Here is a 17,725-nt window from a genome sequence, read left to right as displayed (position 1 = left end):
GAGATATTAATTGTTCTAAAAACAATATGGATTAGGCAATTTAAATGAAAATGCAAACATGTAGGACATGTCTTTAGCCTTTTAAAAAGTTCCAATTACTTTTTGAATAGAGGGGGCGATATGCCACTGACTGCATTGAATGATCGTCGTTGTTATCCACGTGAAAGTTTGTACCTGCCATTACAGATCAGTAATTGTATGCAGCAAAACTGGGAGTCTGGATTTGTGCTGGATGCCAGTCCTGCAGGATTGAAGTTGTGTGTGCCCGAATCCTTGTCGGTTAGCTTGGATAAACATGTCGATCTGCGTTTATCTTTTAGCGAGGACCACTACTACGAAATTGGCGCTGGGACTATTTGTCGTATTGAACATTGTGAAGGCGACATGGTTTTGGGGATTCGGTTGCAGGAAGAGAACCCGCTTTTCTCACGGGTGAATATGATGGCATTTTCCCAAAAAATAGGGGAAATAAAAGCGATCCTACCGGAGATCGCTCAATCAGGGCTCAATGTTCTGATTAGAGGAGAAACTGGAACAGGCAAAAATGTTCTGGCAAAACAGATTCATCACGAGCGTTGCGGAGTGGAGCGCCCCTTCATCAGAGTTAACTGTCCCAGTATTCCCAGTTCTTTATTCGAAAGCGAACTTTTCGGTCACGAAAAGGGAGCATTCACTGATGCCAAGTCTTCTGCCCCGGGTTATTTTCGCTTGGCGGCGGGAGGAACCATTTTGCTCGATGAAATATCTGAGATCGAGCCACATCTCCAAGCTAAACTGCTGAGTGTTATTGAGGATAAGCAGTTTACCCCAGTCGGTGGACAAAAGGTGATCCCCGTATCGGCGAACATTATCGCCACGACCAATGTGAATATCGAAAAGGAAATTGAAAAAGGACGTTTTCGTCGCGATCTCTATTACCGACTTTGTGAGTTGCCAGTTTACTTGCCTGCGTTGCGAGAACGGAGTGAGGATGTTGTTTTGCTGGCTTATAAATTTCTCCTCTTCTATTGTGCAAAGTTTGATCGAGCGTTCCGAAAGCTTAGTCCTATTGAGATCGAAACTCTGCGAAACCACACTTGGCCAGGGAATATTCGTGAACTGGAAAACTACATGAAGCAAACTGCTTTGCTGGGAAGCTTTGTAGGACCCACGGGGGGCGCGACGACACAGCAACAGTCGAAAGCGGTTGACTGGAACCAGATGGATCTGCTTGCAGATTTGCCAGCAGATAACTATACGTTGACTGAACTTACGAAACTGATAACCACCAGATTTGAGTGCATGATGATTGAAAAAGAGCTCGCAGCCTGTGGGCAGAACAAAACCAACGCAGCACATCGGCTAGGGATATCCTATCGTAATTTTTTGAGAAAACTTGATCAATATGAACCGCATTTAACTTAAATACTTGCGACTGTCACTCTACCACTTTTGGGACTATCAGCGGCGGCGCAGAGAGCCTTTTGGCTTGCAGCGCCGTTTTTTCGTTCAAACCCCTTGCGCCTTTCAGTGATAAGTTTGTTTACCAATGATCATATTAATAAAAAAAGTAAGGCCCGTTATTGCCGGGCCCTTTCTGTTTCGGGGGTTGGATCTCAAAACTAGTAACTTTAAAGATGAATGCCTCAGGTTCTCAGGGGGCATTTCTCTTTGAAAATTAAAAAGTTGTGAGATTCCGTTCTGTCTGAATGAAACTCAAAGTCCGAATCTCGTTACTACTCATATCGAAATTATAAATATCTTTCATCGGTTTGATAGAATTTATCTATTTGACTGATGCTGCTAACCCACCTATAGCTAGACTCGAATTATTATTTTATTGCCATCCACGGAGGAATAGCCATGAGTGAACAGTTTCAAGTGAAAACCAATCCAGAACTCTGGACCAAGCTCGACTTAAATATGTTTCGATTCGATCATGGTTAAGGCTTACCAGAATGCAACTGGCAGATCAGAAAAAAAACTTAAGGGACCTTGCTATTGACAATTTCGTCAGTGGACCAGCATTGGAGGAGGTGCCAAACAGTGAGCTGCTTTTGTCTATGTCCATAGATATAGTAGGCATTAAAAACTGGGTGAAGGCATCTAACGGGATGGCACCGCAATGAATCTAAAAAATACAATAGCTTCCCTGGTGATGACTTGCCCCCACTGTCAGCCTTTGTCTGGATGCATCCTTTCAGACCTGAAGGGAAAAACGAAGGCAGAGATTATTTTTCACCTTAGCATCCTGACTGCGGAAGGCCTTAACCGGATTCTTTCATTTCACAAGAGTTGTCCGTATCAGCGCAAGATTGGTATTTAGCTGCAGTAGTTCAGACTTGATCTGACACCAGGCTTGAAAAAGAGAGGGATACCAGTTTTGATGGAGGTGCGACCGAAACCATCAAAACACAGAAATGTAACTCTCATGTTTAATGCTAACGAAAGAATCATTAGACACAAAGTGGAATTGTTGAATCTGGTAGAAGAAATGGGAAATGTCTCCAAAGCTTGACAGGTTATAGGTGTTTCAAGAGACATCTTCTATTTTACAGTCGGCAGAGGAGACATGCCAGTCTAGGGAACCTCTCGCGGGCGGCATATTGGAAAAAATCAATCAGCAAGTGGCTGCCTGGCCAACTTTATGTGTTCTCTATTGCGGACCGACCTCAAAGCCCCCTCTTATTTCAGAAGACTTTTTAAAAGGAAGGCAAGGGTATTCAGCCAGATATCGGACCAGATATCAAACGATTCGTTATCTGGGTGAAATATTGCCCTACTAGTGGGTATAGTCTCTTCCCAAGTTTTGTTAAATAAGATGACGCTTCTTTAGCACGGTAGGTGCGAGTGAATATAATTATTTTCTGTTTTGTGATATTACCTAGTTTGTAATTCAAAATATATGATAGGGGTATTTATGTCTGATTCATCTAGCAACTGGTATCCGTCGAGCTGGCGTAATTTTCCTGCAGCGCAAATTCCACCGTGGCCCGATCCTGATGAGTATCAGCAGGCAATCGAAACGATCTCAACCTTTCCACCGCTGGTGTTTGCAGGCGAGATTCGCGATCTCAAAGCTGTTTTGGCCAAGGCGGCTGAAGGAAAGGCTTTTCTTTTACAGGGTGGGGATTGTGCAGAGGATTTCTCTCAATGTACGGCTCCTTATATTCGTGAAACTCTAAAAGTTCTGCTGCAAATGGCTATTATTTTGACCTATGCTGGCGGCAAGCCTGTTGCTAAGGTTGGACGGATTGCCGGTCAGTTTGCTAAGCCACGGTCGTCGAACATGGAAAAAATTGGTGACCAGGAACTTCCGAGCTACCGGGGCGATATGGTTAACAGCCCCGAATTTACTCCTGAAGCGCGACGCCCGGATCCACAACGATTAATCAAGGGATACTATGTGTCCTGCGCAACGATGAACCTGCTCCGTGCATTTACTAAGGGAGGGTATGCTGCGCTTCACCGAGTCCACTCATGGAACCACGATTTTGTTAAAAATTCTCCAGTCGGTCAAAACTATGAACAATTAGCTGAACAAATTTCAAAAGCCTTGAACTTTTTTGAAACCATCGGTCTCAAGGTTGACAGCCCTCAGTTTAACCAGGCAAATGTCTATACTTCTCATGAGGCGCTGCTGCTAGGTTACGAGGAAGCGTTGACACGCCGAGATTCGATCACCGACGAATGGTATGACTGCAGTGCTCACATGGTCTGGATCGGGGATCGGACCCGTCAACTAGACGGTGCGCATGTCGAGTTTTTCAGGGGCATTCTTAACCCGATCGGCTTAAAGCTCGGGCCGAGTTACGATCTTGGTGAAACTTTGCGCTTAATCGAAAAACTAAATCCTGACAATGAAGCAGGGCGACTGACCCTTATTACCCGTTTCGGAGCTGGCAAGGTTGGAGATTATTTGCCACAATTGGCGAGGGGAGTGAAAAAGGCAGGTTGTAAGGTTGTTTGGTGCTGTGACCCGATGCATGGCAATACCTATGTTGCCGAAAGCGGGCATAAAACCCGAAATTTTGACGACATCATGACCGAGGTTAGCCGTTTCTTTGAGATCCACAGGTCTGAGGGAACAGTTCCGGGCGGGGTTCATCTGGAAATGACAGGAGAGAATGTAACTGAATGTATCGGCGGTGGGCGGAAAATTGAGAATGATCATCTCAAACTCAATTATGCAACTCAGTGCGATCCGCGGCTAAACGCGGAGCAAAGCCTTGATCTTGCGTTCCATATAGCACAGATGGTTCATGGCTAATTTTATGAATCTCACGACTTAGGTAGACAGTTTATACTGGTTTTTTGCCAACGAAGGGAGTCCCAACGTGACGAAAAAAGCACAACATGATATTGCTAGAAAGCTCAAGTTCAAGTTTCCGATAACATTATGGGTGTTTTAAAGATTTAAATGGTTTGTGGTTGAAGTTTATGTTTTGTTTAAAAAATGCCCTCCGGAGGCAACAGGTCCCGTTAAGGCTCCCTTAAGGTTCCGTGTCGTATAATAACCATGAAGGGGAGCTGACGATGAAAGGATTATCTCGTCGGCACAACACGGAAAGGGACATGTTATGAAAGCGAATAAAACATTAATCGTCACGTTGGCCGTTCTGATGACTCTGCTGGGGGCATTTTCCATATTTGCTTGGGACCACTACATGTATGGTAGTAAGTGGAGCCATATGAATGGCTGGATGGGCTCTCAATCCGGCGATCATATGAGTGATCATGCAACGGATTGCTGGACGGGGTCAGACCAAAACTGGCAGCATGATGCTGACCACGATTAACAGAAATAGCGTCAGGGTTGCTGTGATTTGTCCTGATTTCGAAGACCATCAAAAAGAGAGAATATTATGTACGGACACGAGCAAAGCTATCAGACTCAAGTGACTTTAACAACGACCAGCGGATTTTTTCCCAAGGTGTATGGATGGATGACCGCCGGACTGGCATTGACCGCTCTGTCTGCCTTTTTGACTCTTTCCAGTCAGAGCCTCCTCAACCTAGTCTTTAGCAATCGCTTGGTTTTCTATGGACTGATCATTGGAGAATTGGGACTGGTTTTTACCATGTCGGCAGCGATCAACCGCATCAGCGCGATGACTGCCACGATGATGTTTCTGCTTTACTCCGCATTGAACGGGGTCACCTTCGCTAGCATCTTCCTACTTTACACTAGTAGTTCGATTGCCAGCACCTTCATGATAGCGGCTGGCACATTTGCGGTTATGAGTGGGTATGGGTATGCAACTAAGCGTGATCTGACCGGATGGGGAAGCTTTCTGTTTATGGGATTGATCGGTGTGATCATCGCCTCTGTGGTCAACATTTTTCTGCACAGCGCGATGATCACTTGGGTCACGAGCTACCTCGGCGTTTTTATCTTTGTCGGCCTCACCGCCTATGACACCCAGAAAATCAAGATGATCGGCCGGAATGGCTTCGCAGACAGCGAATCGAGGCACAAAACAGCAATTCTCGGCGCCTTGGCGCTCTATCTTGATTTCATCAACCTGTTCCTCATGCTGTTGCGGATTATGGGGAATCGGCGATGACGCAGAAGTCCAGTATCCAGTGACCTGAATTTGATAGGAGGGATTGGCTGATGTCAGTTTCTCCTATTTTAGTTTTTGTTTATTGACGATGTCATTTCAGACAGAAATTAAAACTTCTGCTACACGGAAGATTCATCCAACGGTCTGGGCATTGGGCTTTGTCAGCCTGCTCATGGATCTTTCATCAGAGATCATCCACAGTCTGCTGCCGGTTTTCCTTGTCAATGTGGTTGGGGCCAGCGTACAGAGCGTCGGGTTGATCGAAGGGATGGCTGAAGCAACGGCGATGATGACCAGAGTCTTCTCTGGTTCGCTCAGTGATTGGCTTGGCAAACGTAAAACATTAGCGCTGATTGGTTACGGTCTTGGCGCTTTGAGCAAGCCTCTGTTTGCTCTAGCCCCTGGCGTTCCGACGGTATTTTCAGCGCGTTTTATCGACAGGGTTGGCAAGGGAATTCGCGGCGCGCCGAGAGATGCCCTTGTCGCAGACGTGACACCTCCTAAAAAACGTGGTGCCGCTTATGGGTTGCGCCAGTCCCTTGACAGTGTCGGAGCTTTTATTGGCCCCCTGCTAGCGATCGCTCTCATGTTTTGGCTAGGCGGCAAATTTCGGCAGGTATTCTGGGTCGCATTTGTTCCAGCTGCGCTGGCCGTTGCATTGCTCTTAATAGGAGTACGGGAACCAGTTTCGACAAACCGAGGGGAATTCAAATTCCCTCTCAGTCGTCGATCCCTTGCCCTGCTCGGGGGCCGCTATTGGCTGGTTGTTCTGGTCGGCGCTGTCTTTACAATGGCTCGTTTCAGTGAAGCTTTTTTGATATTGCGAGCTGAGGATGTGGGACTTCAGGTCCAACTTGTGCCCCTTATTCTGGTGGCAATGAACATCGCCTTTAGCCTGACAGCATATCCTGTCGGACTCCTTTCAGACCGAATTGGCCGACAAGGGCTGCTGTCGTTTGGACTTGTCATTCTTATCGGCGCAGATGCGATGTTGGCGTTTGCCGGAAACCCTTGGATGGTATTTGGCGGCGCCGCCATTTGGGGAATCCACATGGGGCTAACGCAGGGCTTGATTGCTGCTCATATTGCAGATTCCGTAACGTCAGAGATTCGGGGAGCCGCCTTTGGTGTTTTTGGATTGATTAGCGGGTTGGCTCTGTTGTTGGCCAGCCTTGTGGCTGGTCGGCTGTGGCAGCAGTTTGGTGCCCCGGCAACATTTTTGGGGGGCGCATTTGCTGCCGGTATTGCTCTGCTTGGGTTTCTGGGATTAAACAAATTTTACAAAAATCAGACAAAAGCTACGCATGGGTGAATCACTTCTGATCCTATAATAGACCCACTGTCTAAAATAGCTCGAAGACTGATGAATAATAAAGGAGGACAGGTTTTACACCTATCCTCCTTGGGTTTGTCTGGTTGGAACCTATCGCAAAGAATCAGTGTGCGGAAATCGGCTCGTCTTCTTCATCTTGTTCTTCTTGGCCCAACAGGGCCGACATTGCGGCTTCCTTGACCGGGGCTAAAGAACCGCCGTACAGTTCGCTGAGAACCTGGGATAGGCCGGTATAGATTGCGGTGAAACCGCAGAAGATGCCTTCATAACCGGCAAAAGTTTTAATCTGATGGTTGCCGGTGTAGTCACCAATCGCCAGCAAGAAGAACAAGACCACTAGGGAACCGAATACGACCTGCAGCTTCCGGTTGATTTTGAAGGTACCTATAAAGAGTGCCGTGCTGAAAAGACCCCACATGACAAGAAAGGCGGTCATCGAGGTGGCGTTCGGTTTGGCAGCGTAGCCGGTCTGCGGCAGGATGATCAGTGCCACCAGCGTCAGCCAGAAAAGACCGTACGAAGTGAATGCCGTGGCCCCGAAGGTGTTATTCTTTTTCCACTCCATGATGCCGACAATAACCTGGCCGATGCCACCGTAGAAAATACCCATGGCCAGGATCATCGCATCCAGAGGGAACAAGCCGGCGTTGTGCAGGTTTAACAACACGGTGGTCAGTCCGAAACCGAGCAGGCCCAACGGAGCCGGGTTAGCTGTGGTGTCGTTGATGGAGAGATTAGTTGATTGTGCCATTGTCTTACGACCTCCTGATATGTGATTCGGATTATGAAGAAATGCCTTTGGTGGGGCGACTCGTTTTATCCGCAGAGTCGTCTTTACATCATGGGCTTCCTGTCTCCTCAGTTCCTTGTCAAGCTGCGGCAACTTCTATCAGCAAGGGAAGCACCAAAGATCAAACATTGTTCGATAAAAATATATTATCTTTCTATTCCAGCAGGTTAGGTGAGTGTTCCGTTTTTATTCTGCGTATACGCCAGATAAATTCAATTCGCACAGATGCGAATTCAATGAGGGCTGAAACAAACAATGAAGCATGTAACTAATTAAAAAATAAAGGATCCGCATATGTGCGAATAGGTCTGGCAGTTTTTTGCAAATTTGTAAAAAATAGGGAGTAAAGAATGTTTTAGAAATGATTTAGACTTTTAGGTGCCATCGCCTGATCCCAACCAAACAAATTGATTTTCACTTAAGGTCCTCTTGGGAGATTTCTTACGAGAACACACAAGGTAGAGTTGTCATGACCGTATTGGTTGGCAACATCAAAATAAGTATTTTGCTATTCGACGTTGCTGCCTGCATGCTCATATTTGCTTCGTATTTTTATGTTTAGCTGTCAGTTAATCTGCAAAAATCGATATTGAAAAATTTAGTATAACTTCAAAAAACGTCAAGGAATATCGATCTTGTAGAACAGGTCGGCACCGCTTTCGGTGCCAAAGTTCGACTCTACTTCCCAGCTTGGTGAGAGGGTGTAGCGAAGTTTGACCTCGTTGCTGTTGTTGAACAGTGAATAGCCAAAGCTGACATAAAGGTCCGGGCGCAGATATTTGCCGGTGGTGATCACCGAGGACTCGGTGTCCCCGTTGCCGGCGTTGATATCGAGCACATCCAGCCCTAGCTTGTCCTTTAGCTTCTCCTGCAGGACCACCGACTCTCCCTGGGATAACAGTGCACCTGCCGCCGTCATTAAAACGCTACTCTGGCTGGTTTGGGCATCGACCGGCCGACCGAGGACGATGTAGGAGAGGATCTCGGTTTCCGGCATGGTTGGCTCGGAATAGAGTTTGACCACTGGACGTTTCGGGGTGCCTGAAACCTGCACGCCGGCCTTGACCTCGCCCGCGGTGCGCAGTGCCAGAATGTCGAGCAGTGGTTGGCTGATCAGCCCGCCGTTGAAAATCAGGTTGCCGCGGCTGATGTCGAGATTGACTCCGTAGCTGGCATAGCGCCCCTTGGCCACATTGATCTGACCGAACGCCGCCAGCGCCTGCTGTGGAGTTGACTGCATGTGCAAGCTCCCTTCAAGGCGGGCATCTATCCCGGAGGTTTTGAGCAGCACTTTATCTCCGAGCTGCAGCTGCAGATCGATTTGTGGTTGAATTCGCATTGGTTTGCTGGTGGTGACGGGAGCATCGACGATAACCAGGTCTGGGCTGTTCTCCGCCAGACCGTTTTGCTGTAGCCCGCTGGCCAGCAGGCTCGGTACCTGTAGAGTTCCTTTGATGCTGACCTGTTTGAGATTGCCGTCGATCGTCAGCTCAGGACTGATTTCGGCCTGCAGTTCCGGCAGGTTGAGCAGTTGAAAATTCGTGCCGTTTAACAGCAGGTGGTAGTGGCCTGGCAGCCAGTTGACCAGCTGAATCTCTCCCGTCCCGGACAGTGCGCCGTTACCGGAACGGGCCTGGAGACTGGTGAGCGAGAAGTGTTGGCCTTCGAACTGCCCCTGCAGCTCGATATCATCCAGTTGAATGCCGGGCCGAGGCAGGTAGGCTTGGCAATCGAGGACCCGGACCTCTCCTTGGAACAGCGGCTGCGGCCAAATTCCGGACAACTGAAGCTTGACCTGCAGCTGTCCGCTGCTTTCCTGTACCCGGCCGGGAAACAGGGCGGAAAGCAGTCCCAGCTCCTGCAGTTGCGCGGACAGCTCCCCTTGTAGCGGCTGCTGTTTGTCGAATTGCAGTGGTAACCTGGCGGCAAGCGGCAGACTGAGGTTTGCCTCGAGATTGCCGCGTTGCTTTAATTGCAGCTCAAGCTGGCCGCTGAGCTGATTGTGCCATTGCCAGCGCAGGCGAGCCTTCGACAGGTCGGTGCTGAACGGCCCCTCGTCTTCCTGCCAGGCCAACCTTGCTCCGCTTAGCTCGGCCAGACCGGTAAGTTGCCATGGTTGCTCTGCGTCCCAGCGCCCGTCGCTCTGCAGATTGAGTCTGCCGGTCAGGCTCAGTCCCGGCGGTAGCCAGGGTTGAATGCGCTGCAGGTCAATGTTCTTTCCGTTCAGCTGCAGGCGCAGCTGCTGTGGCCAACGTGTCGCAAATTCTTCATCGTTGACCAGTTCCACATCGAGCTGACTGCCGTCCTGCAGTCGCAGACTGAGTCGGCTCTGCAGCCCCTGTGCTCCCCAGTCGCTCTGCCAGTTTCCTCGGGTCAGGGTAAACGTCTGACGCGGTGTGCTGAGTTCTCCTTGCCATGCGATCTGCCCATGCAGACGGGCCGGAGCCTGCTGAAGGACGAGGCTGCCGCTGCTGCTGCCGGTCAGTGTTATCTTGTTTAACCACGGGTTCAACAGGATGAGATCGAGAGATTGCCAGGCAAGTTCTCCTTCCCCTTGTTGTTGCGAGGGCAGGTAGCTGCCCTGCAACTGGAGGGAACCGCCAGAGTGGCCGTCAAGGCGGAGACGACCTAGCTGCAAGCGCTCTTGGTCCAGCAGCAGCGTGGTCGCTTCGTGCGTCTGCCAAGGGCCGAGTCGGCTGTCCTCTATACGAAGCTGTTCAATTGCCCCTTGCCATTGCCGATCATTCCAGCTACCGCTGAGGTGCCCCTGCAAATTGCTGCCAGTCTGTTCGACACGGAAATCGACCACATGCTGTGAGATGGTTCCGCTGACCGCAAGTTGGGCCTCCCTGAGAGAGAGCTCAGATCGGGCCTCTTCCAGGTTGTGACCTGTGAATGTCAGCTGGGCTTGCCCGGATTCGGCAAGCGCCCCCTGCAGTTGCCAGCGCTCGATAGCTAGATCAGCGTATTGCAGTTTCTCGCCGTGACTTGAAACGTCTGCGCTGATCCCCTCCGGTGCCAGCGCCAGGTGCCCTGAGCCTTGCAATTGCCCACGCATACCTGGGAGCAGCTGTTCCAACTGTTCAACCTGCCAGGAGAACTGCAGCTGGTCGGCCAGTGCGCCGTGCCCTTGCAGGCTGAAGCCTCGGCCCTGCAGCTCAAGATTGGTGATTTCGAGTTGCCCTGGTTCGACTTTCAGGTGCAGCTGCCCGGTCAGTGTCTGTTGTTGGAGGATCGAATCGTTCAGGGCCAGAGACAGCTTCCCGGTCAAGCCCTGACCACGGTCGCTGGCTGCGCACCCCAGATGAAAATTGAGCGAGCCCTGCAGTTGTCCGTGGATCTGGCTTGGATCGAGTTCGCTGCCACTGAGTTGACCGTTTATTTGCCAGCCTTCTCGCCAGTCGGTTTGCAGTTGCCCGCTCAATCGGCCGTGCAGCCATTCGCCTGACAACTCGCTCAGCTGCAGCTGTTGCCGGTCACCTGCAAAGTTGCCCGCCAGCTGGGCTGCGAACGGTTGCTCGGCACGGCTGGCGAGATTGAACCGACCATGGTAGCTGTCCGGCGTGCCATTCAGCTCGATCTCTCCAGAGAGCCTGAGCGGCTCTCCGACTTCTGGCTGCAGGTCGAGTTCGAGTAGTTGCAGCCGACTGGTCAGCCCGGCCTCGAACGAGCTGAAGTTCAATCTGCCGCTGGCCAGCAGGCGGCCGTTTCGGCGCTCACTTTTCAGCAGGAGTTCCTGGAACAGCACCGCATTGTTCTCCAGAGCCAGTTTCCCGGCTAGCGACAGCCAGGGGCCGGACGGGTCTGCGACGGTGATGCTGACCGGTCCGCTCAGTAGGTGAGTATCGGTCGCTTCCAGCGCGCCCTGCAGTTGTAGCTGTTGCCAAGATTGCTGTGGGTCTTTGTTTTGAGCCTGTAGCTCCAACCGCAATGCTGCGGGGGCGAACTCCGCCACCACGTTTCCGCGCAAGTGTAGATCGGGAGTTTTCAGCTCGAAAGCGGAAAGTTGCAGCCGCCGTTCACGCCAGCGGCCTCTTGCGGTCAGTTGTTTGAGTTGCCGATCTGTGGTCCCTTGCCGGACGTGACCCTCCGTCAGGCGCAACTGCCGCAGCTCTATCTCCAGCCATCCCGCCCACCAGGGGAGATCAGGCCAGTTCAGCTGTGGCGGGGATGAGGAGGGAGACGACGCCTGTTGCGTGAACAGCGGACGGGCGAGCAGTAGACGGTCAATTTTGAGTCGCAGTGGGAACAGCCCGGTTAGTCGGCTGTCGAGTTCGATCATTGCGCAGGTCAAAGTTGTTTCTAGCCGGTCAAGTTGCAGCGAGCGCAAGCGCAGCTGGCCGATCAGCGTTCCTTCGACTGCTTCGGTGCGTACACCCAATTGAGAGAGAAACCAGCCAGCGCCTGCCTCGGTATAGAGCAGCCAACCGGTGCCTGCGAAAAGCCCAAACAGAAGCAGAAGGGCTAAAGTTATGCTTGCCAGCCATGTTCTCACCAATCGAACCCCATGCTCAGGTGCAGTCGCAAGCGCGGTTTGTCTGGACCAATCTGGCGGGCCAAGTCGAGCCGGATCGGGCCGATCGGAGTGTAGCGGAGTATCCCGATTCCGGTTCCTTGGGCCAAGTCGTACTCGGCAAACGAGTCAAAGGCGTTGCCGATGTCGTAAAAGATCGCGCTGCCCCATTTGTCCGACAGGCGTTTTTCCAACTCGAAATTGCCGATGAGCAGATGGTTGCCGCCGACGACCTGGCCGCTGGCATCTTTGGGGCCGAGGGTCTTGTATCCGTAACCGCGCACACTGCGATCGCCACCGGCAAAAAAGCGCAGTGACGCAGGCAACTCCCGCAGCGGATCATCATGCCAGGTTGTTCCGCCCTGCAAACGGATCAGAGCAAAAATTGTTCTCCTCAGCGGGAACCGGCTGTTCACTTGCGCGCTGAGTTGCACCAAACTGGTATCGGAAAGCAGGTTGTCCTGAGCGCCTTTGAGTTCGAAGCTGCCATACAATCCGGTGAACCGGTTCGGCTGGCTGCCTGCGCGGCGCCATTGCATGCGAACCCCCGGCAGCAGCATCTGCGACCGGGTTTTCTCCAGGCCGATTTCCGAATACTCCTGGGTCAGACGCAGAAACAGGGTGCCGACCAACCTTTTGCTGAGGGCGCGCTGATATTCCACTTCGCCAAATAGCTCCCGGCTCAGGTAGCTGTCACTCTCTTCTCGGTCGTAACCGATCCGCAACTGGGTCTGGCTGTCGAGTCGATCAGGATCGGGGATGATGTAGCTGCTGATCAGCGATTGTTGATTTTGTGCCAGCAGCAGGTCGCCCCGCAGCTCGTGGCCGTTGCGAAACAGGTTCCGGTCGCGGTAGCGCAGGCTGACCCTGGCGCCGGTGTCGGTGCCGTAGCCTACCCCGGGGCGCCACTGGTGCCGCGGGGCCGGTTGCAAGTCGATGGCGATCGGGATGCTCTCGTCCCGCGCTTCGCTATGTATGGGAGTTACGGTTACCGTTTTAAACAGATCGGCGTCGATCAGGTTGAGCTGAGTCTGACCGAGCTCAGCGTGGGAGAAAACCTCACCTTCATGATGGCTGAGGAAGCGGCGCAGAAAATACTCCGGGTAGCCGGTGTCGGGGGGGAAGGTGGTCGGGCCGAAGAGATAACGGGGGCCGGTCGCCAGATGCAGGGTGATTTCAGCCTGATAGTCCTCCAGGTGGACGCGCATCTGGTGGACTACGAAATGCGCATCGAGAAAACCCTGTTCCACAACATCCTCTATCAGCAGCGCTTTTCCCTGTTCATAAAGGTCCTGACGAAGGATGTCATCAAGTTTTAACGGGAATTTCTGCAGCAGTTCACGGATATCTTCGAGCTTCGTTCCGGGACCCAAGAATTTCAAGTCAAGCTGCGTTATCCGAATCGGTTCACCTGCAACCACCTGGACTTTAAGAACATGTTGCTCCGGTGTCGGGTGCAGGAGCTGCGACCGGATTTGCGAGCCAAAATAGCCGTAGGGTTGCAGGATCTCGGCAACCCGTTGCGGCAGCTGCTTTTGGAAGTACCTTAACCAGCGCGTGTTTGGCTGTTGCTCACTGGTCAAGGCCGCAGGCAATAGCAAGGCTGTCTGCAGGATTTTCTTCAGCTCTGGAGGGTCCGTCTCGATTTCGAGGGAAAGGGTTGCCGCTTGCGCCAGCGGAACTGCTAGGCAGAGGAAGCTGAATAAAACGATCAAACTTTTCATGCCGCCCCTTGTCGTGCCTCCTTGATCTGCTGCAATAGCAGGAGCCCAAAAGCTTTTGTAGATAGTGGTTATAAAATATCAGAACTTCCATTTCAGAAGCAGCCGGTTAAGATTGTATCTTATCCATGAATGAGTCATAAACCCCATAAATTTTTCTAATAATTATTCTCCGCGCGTTGCTCCATGGAGTTCCATGATAGAAAAAGGGAACGTTGATGGGTATGTATAAAAGGTTAAGCTATAGAAGGTTCTTCCTGTATTGGTCGCTGGCCTGTAGCATTTTGTTGCTTGCGATGAACGGTCTGGCTCAACCAGGGGTGACGCCGCTGCTCAGGTTGCCTGCGCTGCAGGTGCAGCCAGGAGAAGAACTGATCCTGAAAATCTATTTTCACAACGAAGCTGCAGAACGATTCCGGGGTAAGTTGCCCGAAAGTCTATCCTTACGTTTTAAGGATGCTGAGCATTCCGCTTCGCTAGTGACAGCGGTTGCACTCACCGGGTCCGTCACTGGGGATATCCCACCCGGCGGGTTCGTCACCAAGGATTATCACCTCGAACTGCCGATCCGTTTTCAGGGAATGGTCGAGGTTCTGCTGGTTGAGAACCCAGGATCCTTCACTTTGCTTAACTTTATGGCTTCCGCGCTGCCGACTGAACAGGTTGCTTCTGCAGAAGTAACTGCCGATCAGGATTTTTACCCGAGCATGGAAAGTCTGTTTAGCCTCTATCAGCCATACGTGGTAAACATTTCTGCTTACGAACTGTGTATTATCTAGTTGGGACCGATCCGGCGAAAAGCAAGTTTCAGATCAGCTTCAAGTACCGGCTGTTCAACCCGCGGGATCTTTGTCGAAAGCTTTTCCCCGGCTAAGTGGCATGCACTTCGCTTATACACAGACTTCGTTCTGGGACCTAGCGGCATCCTCGGCGCCATTTGAGGATACCAGCTACAAACCGGAACTGTTTCTGCTCTCAAACAATTGGGAAAAGCGTCCGCGCTGGCTGCAGGGGCTGTTTGTGCAGGGAGGTATCCAGCATGAATCGAATGGTCGCGGTACCGACTCATCGCGCAGTACCAATACCGTCTATATCAAGCCGATGCTGGTATTTTACCACGCTCGCTCCGCTTTAGGGTTGCAGCTTAGCCCCAAACTGCTGGCTTATATCAATAATGACGACGCTACCAATCCGGATTTGGACGAATTTCGAGGTTACACCGAACTTGAAATCAAGTTCGGTAAAGCCAGCGGGCTGGTTTCGACCACCCATTTACGTTTTGCCGGGAAAGGAACCTCTTTGCAAACCGATCTGACTTACCCAATCTCCAAACTGCTGAAAAGCAATTTCGATATGTTTTTCCAGCTGCAGTACAGCAACGCTCTTGCGGAAAGCTTGATCAACTATCGTGACCGTTCCGAGTCTCTACGGATCGGGTTCTCGTTTGTCCGTTGATGGGGTAGGTAAGCATGATTGGTCTATCTCCTCAATCAATGAACAGGTTGGTTGACGTTTTGAGCTTCTTTCATTTATCGAAAGAAAAAGGCTGAGCCGGTTGATTTTTTTTGCTCTCTGGTTGAATCTATATATTAATGTTGAATGAAAAGGGGTCACACCGTTGAGAATTCAGGTAATTTCGCTCATCCTTTGTTTTGCGCTCTCCTATCCTGCCTTCGCGGAGATCTACTCTTATATCGATTCCCTGGGGCGTCTCACCTACACCAGCGACCCCAGCGACCTTCCTGAAGGGAAGCAACAAAAAAGGTTATCTTCTGGAAATGAGCAGTTGCAACAGGGCGATTCTCAGGCGATTACGGGTGAGACGATTCGACTTGAGTATTTAAATCAGCAGCTTGAACTGACTAATATCGAATTTGACAACAAATTCGAAATACTATCCGGAGTTCCAGCATACGAATATGACCAGACGGCCCAGGATATTCAGAGCTTGAAAATTGAAATCGTCGAGTTGAATGAAGAGCTTATCGCTCTTACGGCAACAAATAGCGATGATCGGGAACTTCGTCTGCAGCGGCTCTATGCTTGGTCCGATAAGATAGACCTTTTACTGGAGAAAGACAGGCAGACAAACGGCCCTCAGGCGAGACATTCAAGGCTGGAAATTATTTCATTGAGCGTTGAAGAGGTGAAGCACAGCACCAGTTCCGTCACATTCAGCGTAATAGTCGAAGTCGATAACCCGGGAGAACAGGGAATGGCTTCTGTGAAAGTGGCTGGCAAAGGCGTCGATGGTCATGTGATAGAGAGTAAAACCTTAAAAGGTGATGTGGGTCGCGATGAATTGAAGACCCTTTATGATACAGTGGTAATTGAGCCAGGTAGTGCGCTGCACATAAGTGAATGGGAAGTCATTGAGGCCACCATTCATTGATTTAGCTGATCCGATAACAGAGAATATTTCCTCAGCGGTCCCCAAAGTTTTCAATCCCATTAACAACTTTCTAATTCTTAAAAGAACGAACTGTTCATCAACCTTTATTTAGGCCGCTCTACCTTTTTGAAGCGGATCATCCCGATATATCTGGAGACTAAACAGAGTTGGATGCTCCCAATATGACGATAGGAACCTTTTGGGCAAAATCCCCAAGCCGGTTTGGGGATTTTATGGGATTTGACAGGTTGTAGAAAAAAAGACCAGAAAACTCATGATTTGATAAGTAACCATTATTATATGTTATTCTTGTTTGTTTTTGTATTTCCCTTTTTTTTGGTGTAAATCTTGCGATCAGATAAGAATTTACAGGGCAGAAACAGAAAAATTGTATTTCTTTTGCGACCAAAAATAATGAGTTTTTTTTATTTTTGGGCCTGTTGTTTGTCGTTCAATTGATTTCATTGCAATGTCCCATTTCGGGAAGAGATGCCGCTTTTCATAGGCATCCAGGTAAAAGGGAGTTCTGCTGTGCAGCAGTTACGCGGTTTAAAGACGCAACGCTTTGCCTGTTTACATCCCCCTGCTTTTTCCACATACCCAAAAATCGTTAGCCCAAACTTTATAGATGAAATGACCAAGAAGGGTGGCCTTATGGCAATGTTTACAAGATTCGCGATCATATTGACGTGTTTTGGGTTGCTGTTTTCTTTCGCGCCAAGCACTTCCAGTGCCGCTTGCGGTGCTCCTGCGCAGATTGTCGGCGACGCCTATCTTCCGAGTTCGATTCAGGACGCCTACGATCACGCCAGTAGCACGCAGTCGGAATTTACCCTTCGTCTGGCAGCGGACGTCTATACGGAAGATCTGGTCCTCGATGGCGGAGCGGTTGTTTTTGACGGCGGCTACGATTGCTCCTTTGCCAGCAAAAGTGGCTCCACCGGTTTTTTCGGTACGCTGACCATCAGCTCCGGTTCCGCCCAATTTGACGGGGGAGTCGCAGTCGTCTCGACGACGAATCCTCTCGGTCCTTTTGACCGGGATGGCGACGGATTTTTTGATGACGTGGATTGTAACGATAATAACCCTGCGGTCTACCCCGGCGCTGCCGAGGTTTGTGATGGCGTGGATAACGACTGCAACGGGCAGATCGACGAGGTCATGGTCCCGGTCGATGCGGATGGTGACGGCTATTACGGCCCCGGGACGTGCAACGCCGTTGCCGATGACTGCGACGATACCGATGCCGCGATCCATCCCGACGCCCTCGATATCCCTTATGACGGCATCGACCAGGATTGCATTGGTGGCGATCTGACCTTTGCCGAAGACAGCTATTGTACCTGGTGCCACCTTGATGAGACCTCCTGGATCGGTTTGCATGTCTATACCCAGGCCCCTGATACGACCTGTGCCGACTGTCACGCGGC

Annotated in this window: 12 protein-coding genes; 9 read left to right on the top strand and 3 right to left on the bottom strand. The window is 50.7% G+C overall.

Annotated features, from left to right (window positions below; translation table 11 throughout):
* Nucleotides 1–120: 120 nt before the first annotated feature.
* From Q7J88_RS00095 to Q7J88_RS00075, 5 genes are all read left to right on the top strand, one after another.
* Nucleotides 121–1,404, top strand: coding sequence for a sigma 54-interacting transcriptional regulator (locus tag Q7J88_RS00095; protein WP_303720113.1), 1,284 nt, complete (start codon nt 121–123; stop codon nt 1,402–1,404).
* 1,495 nt (nt 1,405–2,899) lie between these two features.
* Nucleotides 2,900–4,249, top strand: coding sequence for a class II 3-deoxy-7-phosphoheptulonate synthase (locus tag Q7J88_RS00090; RefSeq protein ID WP_303720112.1), 1,350 nt, complete (start codon nt 2,900–2,902; stop codon nt 4,247–4,249).
* A gap of 310 nt (nt 4,250–4,559) precedes the next feature.
* On the top strand, nt 4,560–4,778 hold the full coding sequence (locus tag Q7J88_RS00085) for a hypothetical protein (protein WP_303720111.1): 219 nt from the start codon (nt 4,560–4,562) through the stop codon (nt 4,776–4,778).
* Between the two features lie 66 nt (nt 4,779–4,844).
* Nucleotides 4,845–5,546: a Bax inhibitor-1/YccA family protein gene (locus Q7J88_RS00080; RefSeq protein ID WP_303720110.1), complete on the top strand. Its 702-nt coding sequence runs from the start codon at nt 4,845–4,847 to the stop codon at nt 5,544–5,546.
* A gap of 88 nt (nt 5,547–5,634) precedes the next feature.
* Nucleotides 5,635–6,858, top strand: coding sequence for an MFS transporter (locus Q7J88_RS00075; protein ID WP_369681925.1), 1,224 nt, complete (start codon nt 5,635–5,637; stop codon nt 6,856–6,858).
* A gap of 124 nt (nt 6,859–6,982) precedes the next feature.
* Here Q7J88_RS00075 and Q7J88_RS00070 read toward each other — a convergent pair whose 3' ends face one another.
* The 3 genes from Q7J88_RS00070 to Q7J88_RS00060 all read right to left on the bottom strand — a co-directional run bounded on the left by Q7J88_RS00070 (nt 6,983) and on the right by Q7J88_RS00060 (nt 13,906).
* The gene (locus Q7J88_RS00070; protein ID WP_303720108.1) at nt 6,983–7,630 is read right to left on the bottom strand and encodes an acetate uptake transporter; all 648 of its coding nucleotides are present in this window, start codon (nt 7,628–7,630) and stop codon (nt 6,983–6,985) included.
* Nucleotides 7,631–8,288: 658 nt separating this feature from the next.
* Nucleotides 8,289–12,164: a translocation/assembly module TamB domain-containing protein gene (locus Q7J88_RS00065; RefSeq protein WP_303720107.1), complete on the bottom strand. Its 3,876-nt coding sequence runs from the start codon at nt 12,162–12,164 to the stop codon at nt 8,289–8,291.
* Nucleotides 12,161–13,906 carry an autotransporter assembly complex family protein gene (locus Q7J88_RS00060; RefSeq protein ID WP_303720106.1) on the bottom strand — a complete coding sequence of 582 codons (1,746 nt, stop codon included), beginning with the start codon at nt 13,904–13,906 and terminating at the stop codon, nt 12,161–12,163. The genes Q7J88_RS00065 and Q7J88_RS00060 overlap by 4 nt, the downstream gene beginning before the upstream one ends.
* Before the next feature lie 293 nt (nt 13,907–14,199).
* On the opposite strand from Q7J88_RS00060, the gene Q7J88_RS00055 reads away from it, so the two are divergent.
* The 4 genes from Q7J88_RS00055 to Q7J88_RS00040 form a co-directional block, all read left to right on the top strand.
* Entirely contained in the window at nt 14,200–14,682 is a 483-nt protein-coding gene (locus Q7J88_RS00055; RefSeq protein WP_303720105.1) for a hypothetical protein, read from the top strand.
* Nucleotides 14,683–14,782: 100 nt separating this feature from the next.
* Nucleotides 14,783–15,358 (top strand): phospholipase A, encoded by a 576-nt coding sequence (locus tag Q7J88_RS00050; protein ID WP_303720104.1) that lies wholly within the window; start codon nt 14,783–14,785, stop codon nt 15,356–15,358.
* A gap of 163 nt (nt 15,359–15,521) precedes the next feature.
* Entirely contained in the window at nt 15,522–16,295 is a 774-nt protein-coding gene (locus Q7J88_RS00045; RefSeq protein WP_303720103.1) for a DUF4124 domain-containing protein, read from the top strand.
* Between the two features lie 699 nt (nt 16,296–16,994).
* The coding region (locus Q7J88_RS00040; protein WP_303720102.1) for a putative metal-binding motif-containing protein at nt 16,995–17,725 on the top strand (731 nt) is incomplete at its 3' end.

It is taken from the genome of Malonomonas rubra (assembly GCF_003247215.1).
Taxonomy (GTDB): domain Bacteria; phylum Desulfobacterota; class Desulfuromonadia; order Desulfuromonadales; family Geopsychrobacteraceae; genus Malonomonas; species Malonomonas rubra_A.
The sequence above is the reverse complement of the archived record's forward strand: the minus strand, read 5'-3'. Positions and strand labels throughout refer to the sequence as shown.